This is a genomic window from Cyanobium sp. BA20m-p-22, from assembly GCF_024346275.1.
GTDB lineage: Bacteria > Cyanobacteriota > Cyanobacteriia > PCC-6307 > Cyanobiaceae > Cyanobium_A.
Window position 1 is genome coordinate 1 of record NZ_JAGQCQ010000120.1, and the last position, 10,018, is coordinate 10,018.

The following is a 10,018-nucleotide window of genomic DNA, read 5'->3' on the forward strand; positions in this document are numbered from 1 at the left end:
CAGCGGCCGATCAAAGGGATCGCGATGGGCGTTGCGAATCGGCAACCAGCGAAAGCCCTGCAACGGCACCTGGCGCTCCAATTCAGGCAGATCCACTTGCAAGCGGCCGCTCGACACCTTGATCGCCATCTCCCATAGCGAGGCCTGACTAACAAACACCTCTGCCTCCGGAGCCTGCAGGCGCTCCGCCACAGGCTCCGGCAAACTCTGATCGTCATTCAGCCACCACAGAACCAAGGGGGTGTCGAGCAGCAGCCGTGTCACTTCAGCGCCTCGAACAGGCCATCCCGGGGTGCATTGAAGTCATCCGCCAGTTTGATCTGGCCGAGCATCGCCCCGGGCGCTGCTACCGGCTGGGCTGGAGCCTGCCAGCCCACCAGCCGTGCAATCGGCACGCCGGCCCGGGCAATCACCACCTCCTCTCCCTGCTACACCACATGCAGCGACTGGGAGAGTTGGGTCTTGGCTTGGTGGATGTTCACCGGTTCCATCATTGATCGAATTGAACAAAGTCAGCGTTGCTGCACCAAGTCGTCAAAGACCGGGTCCTTGGCGAGCCAGCCCCGCCCAGCAGCCAGCCGTGAGGCTGCCTCCCTGGTCGTGATGCAGCGCTGGGCCGGGCGTTTGGCATCGTCCTGTCCCTGGGAGCGCAGCACAAGCTATCCACCGCCTCCGCCAATTTCGCCCTGCAACCTGCTCGGGTGATGACAATGCAGGGCATGTGCCTGATTCGCCATGCCTGAAAGCGACATGGATCGACCTCCCTTCATTGCAGGCGCTGGTCTGCAGGGCAAGCTCCCCTGGCTCGACCGCTTACTACCGGTGTGGATCCTTTTGGCGATGGCCGCAGGCCTGTTGTTGGGGCGCATGGTGCCCGGCCTGCAGGAATTGCTGAGTTCTGCGCAGGTGGATCACACCTCCCTGCCGATCGCCCTCGGCCTGCTGATGATGATGTACCCCGTGCTGGCCAAAGTGCGCTACGGCGAACTCGGCCACATGGCCCGCGATCGGCGCCTGCTCACCCTGACATTGGGGCTGACCTGGGGCCTTGGCCCACTGCTGATGTTCACCCTGGCCTGGCTGTTTCTGCCGGATCAGCCGGGCTTTCGCACTGGACTGATCCTGATCGGCATCGCACCCTGCATTGCGATGGTTCTGATCTGGATCGATCTGGCCCAGGGGAACCGGGAAGCAGCAGCCCTGCTGGTGGCGATTAATTCGATCCTGCAGATGTTCATCTATGCCGTGCTGGGTACGTTCTACCTGCAGATCTTTCCGGCCTGGCTTGGGCTCGACAGTCAGGTTGTGCGCTTCTCATTTGGTGAGATCGCCAAGGCGGTGCTGATCTTTCTGGGAATTCCGCTGGCGGCTGGTTTCCTCACCCGTCTGATCGGCGTACGTCTAAAGGGGCACCGCTGGTATGAGCAGGTGTTCCTGCCGCGGATCGGACCCTGGGCTCTCTACGGCCTGCTGTTTACGATCGTGTTGATGTTCGCCCTGCAGGGCCAGGCCATTACCTCGGATCCTGTCCAGGTGATCAAGGTGGCGATTCCGTTGCTGCTCTACTTCGTGCTGATGTGGAGCATTGCTTTCGCCGTTGGAAAGAGAAGCGGCCTCGACTACCCACGCACCTCTGCCCTGGCTTTCACGGCAGCTGGTAACAACTTCGAGTTGGCGATTGCCGTGTGCATCAGCATTTGGGGGGTCACCTCCCAGCAGGCTCTGGCCGGAGTCATCGGCCCCCTGATAGAGGTGCCGGTGCTGGTGAGCCTGGTTTATGTATCGCTGTGGTTGCGACCTCAGTTCCGGGTTGAGCGATGAAGCTCCTCGTGGTGGAAGTCGACGCTCCGCTGCAGGCCGCCAGCGGAGGTTCTGGGCCGTCTGAGGCGGTAGTCCGGGATCCGCTGCTCGACCGAAACGTAGGACTGGTTTTTCAGCAAACTCCTAAGGCTTAGTTCAGTTCATTCGCCCTTGATCAGAAGCTGTCTCATCGCAACCAGGGCCAGCGCAGACCCAGAGCTTCCGCCTGGTTCATCAACAAAGCATTCAGTGCACGGCCGATCAGCACCTGCGATTCATCAGCGCGGATCGGACGCACGGGGTGTTCCCTTGCAGGAGATGTGGAGGTGGTGACGACCTTGCGCCGGATCAAGGAATTGGCGGCTTCCAGGCCACACACATAGGCCCGCTCCTGGCACAGCCCCTTGGCGCCATGCTCCCGGCTGCCCATCCGCACCCAGTCGCCGGCGCACACGATCGAAGGCAGAGCAGTGTCCAGCGGCGGCCGCTTGCTGAAACTCCCCGGTGCAAACAGCGACACCGACCCCGGATAGCGCCGCACCTCCGACTCCAGCACCGTGGTGGTGCGAAAGGCGGGATTGGCTACCGGCAACAGCTCCCGCATCAACAACTCCACGATGTCCTGATCGCTGAGTGCCGCAATGGCTGAAGCGTTGTAGAAGTCGCTGGCGACCACCGATCCCCGGGGTTGTTCCCCACCCCACAGGGCCGCTTCCTCCTCCTTCTGCAGTTGGTCGAGCATGAAGAAGGTGCAGCCGGCCCCCTGCAATACCTCAAAACGGGAGAACACGTTGGCGGGATCGGTAACCTCCACGTAGGTGTCCAGCCACAGACGCACCGACACCACATCAATGGCACCAAGGCTGCCGGCATCCACCAGCTCCGGGGCAGCTGCAGCACAGGCCGGGGAATTCGCCATCAGCGCGCCCAACCCCTTGGCGCCCACCGCCAGCACCACCGCATCCACCTCCTCAATCAGCCCCAGCTCGCCTGAGCCAACGGCACGGGTTTCCACCGAAGCAACCGCCTTGCCGTCTGGCGTGAGATTCAAACGCGCGGCCAGTGTGCCTCCGCACACCTGTAGACCGTGGCGATTGATCAGTCGGCGCGCCAGGGGCGCGATCAAGGCTTCAGCAATGCTGCTCGCCCTGATCCAGCGCACATCGAAGGAATCCTGGTGGGCAAAGGAGTAGTAGTACAAAAGCTCCATCGTCACCGCTGCCGAAAGCTCCTCGGGCGGCTTGAACAGACCAACCAACAGGGTGGGGCGCAGGAAGTCGTTGATCATCCGCTCGCTGATTCCGACACTCCGGAACAACGTCAGCGCATCGATGTTGTCGTAGCTCCGATACACCGCATCGCTGCGGTTGAGATCGAGCATCGCGTAAAGAAGTCCAGTGATGCTCAGCCGATCGGCTATCGGCAGGCGTCTGAAGTTGGTGAACGTTGCAGCCACCTGTCCCAGCGGGCTCGGCCACTGGGGCGCATCCCCGAACACCGGCGCTGTGGCCTCCAGGCCATCGGGCGACCAGAAAGCACTGGTGGTGAAGTCCGTGAAAATCGGGCCCAGATCGAGCTCTGCAGTGAGGGCATTGATGTTGGGGTAGTCCTTCCAGAAGCCGCGGGTGCCGGCTTCAAACGGCTTGCCACTGGCGGTGGTCAGGGGTGTGCTCCCGGTGGGATCCGCCATCCCATCCAGCAGGGTCACGCGCACGCCGGCTTCGCCGAGGGCCTTGGCCGCACCCCAACCGGCCCAGCCCCCGCCGATCACCACCACGTGGGAAGGACTAGATGTCTCCGTCATGGCCATTCTCGAGCGAGTACGCACAGTGCAGGATCATCAGGTCTAGTTGGTGCTTGGGGCTAGGCAGATCAATGGTGCGACCCCGATCGGCGCCTCGCTCAGGGTGTGCAGAGGCCATTGGCCGTCACTACCGCCTCATCCCCTGCTTCACGGTGTTGAGCAGGGTCTTGAGGATCGGCTCCTTCACATTCAGGTAGTCACCGGTGTGCTTCGCGCCGATGCGCGTCTCGTTGTTGCTGCCGTGGATCGCAGCGCTGTACCAGCAGAATTTGCCGTTGTATTCGTTGATGCGGAGCGTGCCCGGTGTCTACTACGTAGGCGTCCGTCTACCTAATAGTCGCCGCGCAGGTGCTGGTGGCCAATTGGCTCGGCGTGACTGAAGCGAACGTGAAGTAGACCGAGCTCACCCCGGTTGGTGATGCAGTCACCATCGGACGGTCTCGGGGGCAGGCAAGCTTCTCCTCCCAGGTCGCCACCGATTGTGATCTGCGGCTAAAGCTCTTCATGAACCGCTCGCCGCCGAGCGCTTGGGCAACGGCATCACCCGCCGCCCGATTTGCCGACACTGGATTTCCAGTCGCCGTTCACGCCAACGGCCGCCCCTTCCAGGTCCAACCGCGGCCGCTGAGGGTGCGCCATACCGACACCGGGCCGATCGCCGCCACCACCAGGGCACCGGCTCCCATAAGCCACCAAAGGGTCAGCGGCACCTGGAAGTGGCGGCGGGTCCACAGGCGCAGGACCAGCTGCAGGCCGATGCCCGTCAGGGCAAGGGCAAGGGCGGCCAGCAGCACCAGCCGCTGATTCGGCAGCAGCACTGCGGCGAAGGCCGCAGCCGGGGTCATTAGCCAGGGGCCGCTGAACATCAGCAGCACCACCGAGGAGGCCGCCAGGGCTCTGGCCACATCGCCATCGAGGCCCAGCAGCCAGTTCTTGGTCCAGCCCTCCCACAGGGAGGTGAAATCGCTGTACATGCGCAGCTCGAGCGCATCCAACCCCAGCAGGTAACGCAAGCGATGGCCGCCTTGCTTGATCCGCCGCGCCAGAGCCAGGTCCTCCACCACCTCCGCCGCCAGGGCCCTGTGGCCGCCTATGGCCGCGTAGGCGCTGCGGCGGAATAGCATGAACGGCCCGGCGGCGAACGCCACCGGACTGGCGGGATCATTGGCGGCCTCAATCGGAAAGCCGAGCCCCAACAGGCTGACCATGATTGGCTGCACCATCCACTCCGCCAGGCAGCCGCAGCTCAGTCGCGGCGCGAGGCTTAGCAGGTCCGCCCCGTCAACGCTCGCCTGGGCCAGGGCGCGCCGCAGGGAGGCTGGCTGCAGGCGCACATCTGCATCGACGAACAGCACCCAGTCACTGATCACCTGCTCCATGGCACGACTGCAGGCCCAGTTCTTGCCCACCCAGCGCTCGTCCTCCGGCCGGGCCCCGGCGTCGAGCAGTGAGAAACGGGGCTCCGTGGCACCGCAGGCTCCTGCAGCCTCCTCGGCGAACGCCACCGTGGCATCGCTGGAGCGATCGTCCACCAGCAACACCCGCCAGTCACCGCATGGGTCCTCGCTGCGCAGCAGGCTGGTAAGGCAGGCGGCGATGTTGGCCGCTTCGTTATAGGTGGGCACCACCACCGTGAGCGAGGTGCTGGCCAGGGCCTCTGACGCTTCAGTTCCCGGCTCTGGCTGCTCCATCAGCCTGGGCGCCTGCGCAAACACCCGCGCCAGGCCTGCGATCAGGGTCAGCAGGCCAAGGGCGGCTGCGGCGGCCAGTGACAGCAGCGCCCAGGCGAGGGCCGTGGCTGGATCCATGCCGTAGCCCTCAGGTCATTCTGACCATGGTGGCCCGACCGGTTCCACATTCCCGAGTCGCTGATCGCCGCGGTGGCCAATCCGGTTCGACAGCAGCGATCAGCACGGGCCCATGCCCAGCCCAAGAGCGTTTCAGAGGCATGACCACGTAGGGAGGCAAGTGCTCACCAGTCTTTGGCCCCATCCCATCTGCGGTGAAGATCTGAGGGCTGGCTGAGCAGCGTTCGCCAGGTCTCCATTTCCAGCCCTGCCACTACGACCGCTGGAGTCAGCTGCTGGAGGTGACGCTGGGGGAATTGATGCCCAGTGGAGAGCCGCCGCTGCTCAAGCACCGCAAGCAGCTGAGCCGCGAGCAGGCCATCAACCTCTGGGCCCAGAAGCGGCAGGAGGGTTGGCGGGCGTCTCCGCCGCAGTGGATCCCGCAGAAGCGGCTGCGGGCCTGAATGGCGCCACCGGTACCGGATAAGCCCGCCACCAGCATGGGGGCAACCGTGATCAACCTGTGCTCCTGAACCCATTCTTACCGTTCAGCACGGCCAAGGTGCTGAGCTTCAAGGCCACTGTCCTGCTGCTGCTCACCCTGCTGATCAAGGCGAGATTACAGATCCTGGCCGAGTCGGCCATCGGAATCTTCTTATTGCTGCTGCAGACCCTGGTGTTTCTCGCCATCAGCGGTGGCTTGGTTTTGGCGGCAGGCGGTGCAACGAACTACGCCACCCAGCAGCGCGGCCCCCAGGCCGCCTGAAAAGCCACCTTAATTTCACAAACACATTGCCCAATAAACATCCTAAATATGACTGCGCGCAGCACGCAACAACCACCGGCGCCATCTCGCTCTGGCATGACTGCCGCTGAACTGGCCGAGATCCAGCGGCTGGTGGAGGATCTCGACGGGATGCTCAACCGGCTGCGGCTGGGCGCGATCCGCGAGCAGCTGGACGGACTGCTGGAGGAAGCCGCCAGGCGGCAGCTGAATCTGCGCGAGGCCCTGGCCTGGCTCTGCGCCGCCGAGGTGGCGAGCAAGGAGCAGCGGCGGCTGTCGATGGCGATGACGATCGCCCACTTCCCGTTCGTGCGGACGCTGGAGGGATTTGAGTTCGAGGCCCAGCCCTCGATCGATCCGGGCAAGATCCGTGATCTGGCCACCTGCCGCTGGGTCGCTAATGGCGACAACGTGGTGCTGCTCGGCCCACCGGGAGTCGGCAAGACGCACCTGGAGGTGGCGCTGGGCCGAGAGGCGGTGGCCCGTGGCTACACGGTGCAGTTCACCACAGCGATGGAGTTGCTCGGCGCCCTGGTCAAGGCGCAGCAGCAGGGAACGCTGGAGATGCGGCTGGCTCAGTACGCCAAACCGAAACTGCTGATCATTGATGAGCTGGGCTACCTGCCGCTCGAACCAGCGGCCGGGCACCTGTTCTTCCAGCTGATCTCCCGCCGCTATGAGCAGGGCAGCGTGCTGATCAGCTCCAACCGCCCGGTCGAGGAGTGGGATGAAGTGTTCGGCGATCAGGTGGTAGCGGCGGCGATCCTCGATCGATTACTGCACCACAGCCACGTGGTGACGATCCGCGGCGACAGCTACCGGCTGAGGGAGAAGCGCAGATCTGGACTGTTCCGCCCGCAGGCGGGCGGCTCCTCCTTGGCTGGTGTCGACGGCTTACCGCCACCGACACCAGCCAAGGAGGTCTGAGGGGAAAACAGCCGGAGCAACCTCACCGGCATCAATACCAGACGACAACCAACGCAACCAGACAAGAAAACCATGAGCAAGCAGAGGCACCGCCGGAGCAGCCAAGGCGGAACCACTACGGAAACAAGGCCCCAGACCTGCTCAGGGGTGGCGCAGTTTTCGGTGTCGGAAGTGGCTCAGTTTTCGATGTCGGTTGACAACTGGTGGGCAATGACATCGCGAAATCCCATGGCGCCCTTCCAATCGATCTCAGGGAAGCTGGCCGCCAGAAGGCCTGGGCGGAGCTTTTCCAATCGCTTTAGGGCTTCCCCGGCTGCCAAGAACTGCATGCAGATCACATCGAGTAAGTCCTGGCCTTCCTCCTGCTCCAGCAGAGCTGGATCGTCTAGGAGGGGCTTTGCCTTGCGCTCGATCCGCTCTAGGACCTGTCGCAGTGGCGTCAGCAGTAAAAGCAGATCACCACTCACGCGCTGATGCCCTCTTTGAGGATCGCGGCTCGTAGCGCTGGGTTCATGCGTTCTCGCAAGCGCACCAGGTCAATAGGGCGCTGCAGCAGCTGCTCCAGCTCTTCTTTGAGGTGCACAGTCGCAAACGGTGTGAGCGGGTCGAGTTCCACCCAGACATCCACATCGCTGGTAGCGGTGGCCTGGTTGCGAACCGTGGAGCCAAACAGGCCGATGCGTTGCAGCTGGTACCGCTGCCGCCACTCGCTCTGGCGCCCGCGCAGAAGCGAAAGGAGCTCCTGAAGGTCGAGTGCTGGTTGGGCGGCCGAGCTGGTCATGGAACCAGTTGCATCCAGCCAGTATCGACTAGTTCGACAGCGCAGTCAGCTCTGCTGACTTACGACGCCAAGCCTTGAAGTCAGCACTCAGCTCCTTCTCTGTGAGGCCAAGGCGCTCCAGCTCGGCCTGCATCAACCGGCCGGCTGCCAGCAATCGTTCCCGATCATCCAGTCCAACCTCCTGGGGCAGGGGTACGTAGAGGCCGATCGTGCGGCCGTGGCGCGTCACCTCAATCGGCGTCAGCAGCTCAAGGTGATAAGCCAACTTGGCACTGAGCTCACGAATGCCGACACGGGCGGCCACGGCCTTGACCATACAAGTGTGTACACACCCTAGGATTGGTCGAACCGATTCGGCTTGAGGGTTCCGAACACCCGCTCACCAATCAGCGGCTGCACCAGGCCACCGATGCCGCCTGAACCGTAGCTAGCGCCGAACTCCAGCACGGTGAACAAGGTGTACAGGGCATAGGGATCGACACCTGCATCACCTGCGGCATTGAGCAGGCCCAGATCACCAAGCCAAATTGTGCCCTCGCAGGGAGCCGCAACGGTTCTGCCGGCAGCGGAGACACGCCGGCCGTTCTGACTCCACTGCAGCTCCCTACTCAGCCAGATCGCACCAGGGTGCGGCGGCAGCCGGGTGGCACGGCAGATCATCCCTTGAAAGGTGAAGTCACCGGTATCAACACCAGGGCCGTTGTCTCTGGCGGTGATGTAACGGGAGCGTTCAAGAAAGCACTCGAGCACGTGGCTGGCCACCACAGCAGAGGTGGTGTCACCAGGAATGGCGTTTTCGCCCAGCAGCAGGCGGGCATTGGCAAATGGCTGCAGGGGGGTGGGGCCCCACTGCGGAGAGCGTCCACTAGCCCCGTTGCGTTGGTGCTGGCTGCTGGTGAAGCAGCGCGGGCTGATCATCGCCATCGCTCAGCCCCGCAGCAGGGAGGTATTGCCCAGTGAGCCCGCAGCAGCAGCTGTGAAATGAACCCAGCTGGCCATCGCCGGCAGAAGCAGAAGCAACTGCTCGCTGTAGCGGCGCCGCTGGCTGAGCAGTGCCGCCGAGCTGGAGCGGGGATTGGCGTAGATGGTTTCGCTCTCGTGGCGCAGCAGTGCCGTGTCGTATGCGATCACATCGGCTTTCTGCAGCGGGGCATCGCCACCGGCTGCCACTGAACCAGCGATCGGCCCGGAGGAGGAGCGCTTCTCGATTGCCTGCTCCTGCTCGGGCCCGCCCGCCAGCAACTGCTGATCGATCAGCACCACCGCATCAAGCAGGGCCCGGGCGCTGAGCACCCCAGCTGGATGCCCCCGCTCCAGATCCGCCATCGCCCGGCCGATGGCATCGAGGCAGGGCACGGTGGCCGGCAAGCCCAGCGCCTGGCGGATGGCTTCTTGATCCTGCGGTTGCCAGGTGCTGCTGGTGGTGGTCATGCAGATGCCGGGGCAATGCCGGCCAGATCCCCCAGCCATTGCCGCAGGGCCTGCTCGCTGATGATTCCCCGTTCCTGTAGCTGCAACATCTCGCTCACGGTCGGCTGGGGCTTAGGTGCTGGCGCCAGCGGACTGATCTCAACCGTCAGGGCGGGGCCTTCCTGCACTCGCAGCGGTTCACCGGTGATAGCGCACCAGTGCTGCAGCAGAGAAGAAAACATCGAGGCCTTTTGTATCGCCTGGCTCTGCAGCAGGGCATAGGCCTGGGAAGCGGCCATTGAGATCTCCATTGCCGTGCGCGGTGCCCCCTGGGCAGCAGCGGGGATCAGGGCATCACGGCGCATGCCTTGATCGAGCGATTCCAGCCAGGCGCGGTGTTCAGCCAAAGACCGGGCCTGGATTTCGACGAACTGGAAGCTGGCTCCCTCCGGTAGGTCGATGACGCTGTTTGGTCCCAGCACCACCGGCTCACTGGCTGAGCTACTGCCCATCGGGCCAGCCACACCGGTGCGTACGCCCACTGGCAGTGCCGTTCGGTACAGCAGCTCCTGGTAGTCGCTCTGGCAGCGGAAGTGGTTGAGGTACTGGTGCGCAAGACCCAGGTGGGGCAACTCCCCCTCGCCAAAAGTAGCGCCATGGCTGGCATACCAAATAGCAGGTAGTTGGTTGATGCCGCGGTAGTGGCGCTGATCGAGGCGCTGCTT

The 10,018-nt window shown here is 63.6% G+C and carries 15 protein-coding genes; 4 read left to right on the forward strand and 11 right to left on the reverse strand.

Annotated features, from left to right (window positions below):
• From KBZ15_RS11315 to KBZ15_RS11325, 3 genes are all read right to left on the reverse strand, one after another.
• Window positions 1-264 (reverse strand): type II toxin-antitoxin system VapC family toxin (locus tag KBZ15_RS11315; protein ID WP_255015331.1); only part of this gene is annotated, 264 nt, incomplete at its 3' end.
• Window positions 261-416, reverse strand: coding sequence for a hypothetical protein (locus tag KBZ15_RS11320; RefSeq protein ID WP_255015332.1), 156 nt, complete (start codon window positions 414-416; stop codon window positions 261-263). The genes KBZ15_RS11315 and KBZ15_RS11320, both read right to left, overlap by 4 nt.
• A gap of 96 nt (window positions 417-512) precedes the next feature.
• Window positions 513-656, reverse strand: coding sequence for a hypothetical protein (locus KBZ15_RS11325; protein ID WP_255015333.1), 144 nt, complete (start codon window positions 654-656; stop codon window positions 513-515).
• Between the two features lie 94 nt (window positions 657-750).
• On the opposite strand from KBZ15_RS11325, the gene arsB reads away from it, so the two are divergent.
• Window positions 751-1,821: an ACR3 family arsenite efflux transporter gene (gene arsB / locus KBZ15_RS11330; protein ID WP_255015334.1), complete on the forward strand. Its 1,071-nt coding sequence runs from the start codon at window positions 751-753 to the stop codon at window positions 1,819-1,821.
• A gap of 166 nt (window positions 1,822-1,987) precedes the next feature.
• Here arsB and KBZ15_RS11335 read toward each other — a convergent pair whose 3' ends face one another.
• Entirely contained in the window at window positions 1,988-3,604 is a 1,617-nt protein-coding gene (locus tag KBZ15_RS11335; protein WP_396123451.1) for an FAD-dependent oxidoreductase, read from the reverse strand.
• A 584-nt stretch (window positions 3,605-4,188) separates the two neighbouring features.
• Window positions 4,189-5,412, reverse strand: a complete 1,224-nt coding sequence (locus tag KBZ15_RS11340) for a glycosyltransferase family 2 protein (protein ID WP_255015336.1) — start codon at window positions 5,410-5,412, stop codon at window positions 4,189-4,191.
• 299 nt (window positions 5,413-5,711) lie between these two features.
• Between KBZ15_RS11340 and KBZ15_RS11345 the strand changes: the two genes are divergently transcribed.
• The 3 genes from KBZ15_RS11345 (at window position 5,712) to istB (ending at window position 7,102) form a co-directional block, all read left to right on the forward strand.
• Window positions 5,712-5,855 carry a DUF1651 domain-containing protein gene (locus KBZ15_RS11345; RefSeq protein WP_255015337.1) on the forward strand — a complete coding sequence of 48 codons (144 nt, stop codon included), beginning with the start codon at window positions 5,712-5,714 and terminating at the stop codon, window positions 5,853-5,855.
• A gap of 59 nt (window positions 5,856-5,914) precedes the next feature.
• Complete coding sequence (locus KBZ15_RS11350) at window positions 5,915-6,157, forward strand: hypothetical protein (protein ID WP_255015338.1); 243 nt, start codon at window positions 5,915-5,917, stop codon at window positions 6,155-6,157.
• Between the two features lie 96 nt (window positions 6,158-6,253).
• Complete coding sequence (gene istB, locus KBZ15_RS11355; RefSeq protein WP_255015339.1) at window positions 6,254-7,102, forward strand: IS21-like element helper ATPase IstB; 849 nt, start codon at window positions 6,254-6,256, stop codon at window positions 7,100-7,102.
• A gap of 176 nt (window positions 7,103-7,278) precedes the next feature.
• On the opposite strand, the gene KBZ15_RS11360 is transcribed toward istB, so the two are convergent.
• The 6 genes from KBZ15_RS11360 to KBZ15_RS11385 form a co-directional block, all read right to left on the reverse strand.
• A complete protein-coding gene (locus KBZ15_RS11360) occupies window positions 7,279-7,569 on the reverse strand; it encodes a hypothetical protein (protein ID WP_255015340.1) in 291 nt (96 codons plus the stop codon).
• Complete coding sequence (locus tag KBZ15_RS11365) at window positions 7,566-7,883, reverse strand: nucleotidyltransferase family protein (protein ID WP_255015341.1); 318 nt, start codon at window positions 7,881-7,883, stop codon at window positions 7,566-7,568. Before KBZ15_RS11365 ends, KBZ15_RS11360 begins: the two co-directional genes overlap by 4 nt.
• A 28-nt stretch (window positions 7,884-7,911) precedes the next feature.
• Window positions 7,912-8,199: a prevent-host-death protein gene (locus tag KBZ15_RS11370; protein WP_255015342.1), complete on the reverse strand. Its 288-nt coding sequence runs from the start codon at window positions 8,197-8,199 to the stop codon at window positions 7,912-7,914.
• A 17-nt stretch (window positions 8,200-8,216) separates the two neighbouring features.
• Window positions 8,217-8,801, reverse strand: coding sequence for a hypothetical protein (locus KBZ15_RS11375; protein WP_255015343.1), 585 nt, complete (start codon window positions 8,799-8,801; stop codon window positions 8,217-8,219).
• Window positions 8,802-8,810: 9 nt separating this feature from the next.
• A complete protein-coding gene (locus KBZ15_RS11380; RefSeq protein WP_255015344.1) occupies window positions 8,811-9,314 on the reverse strand; it encodes a hypothetical protein in 504 nt (167 codons plus the stop codon).
• On the reverse strand, window positions 9,311-10,018 hold a 708-nt coding region (locus KBZ15_RS11385; RefSeq protein WP_255015345.1), incomplete at its 5' end, for a DUF4055 domain-containing protein. The genes KBZ15_RS11385 and KBZ15_RS11380, both read right to left, overlap by 4 nt.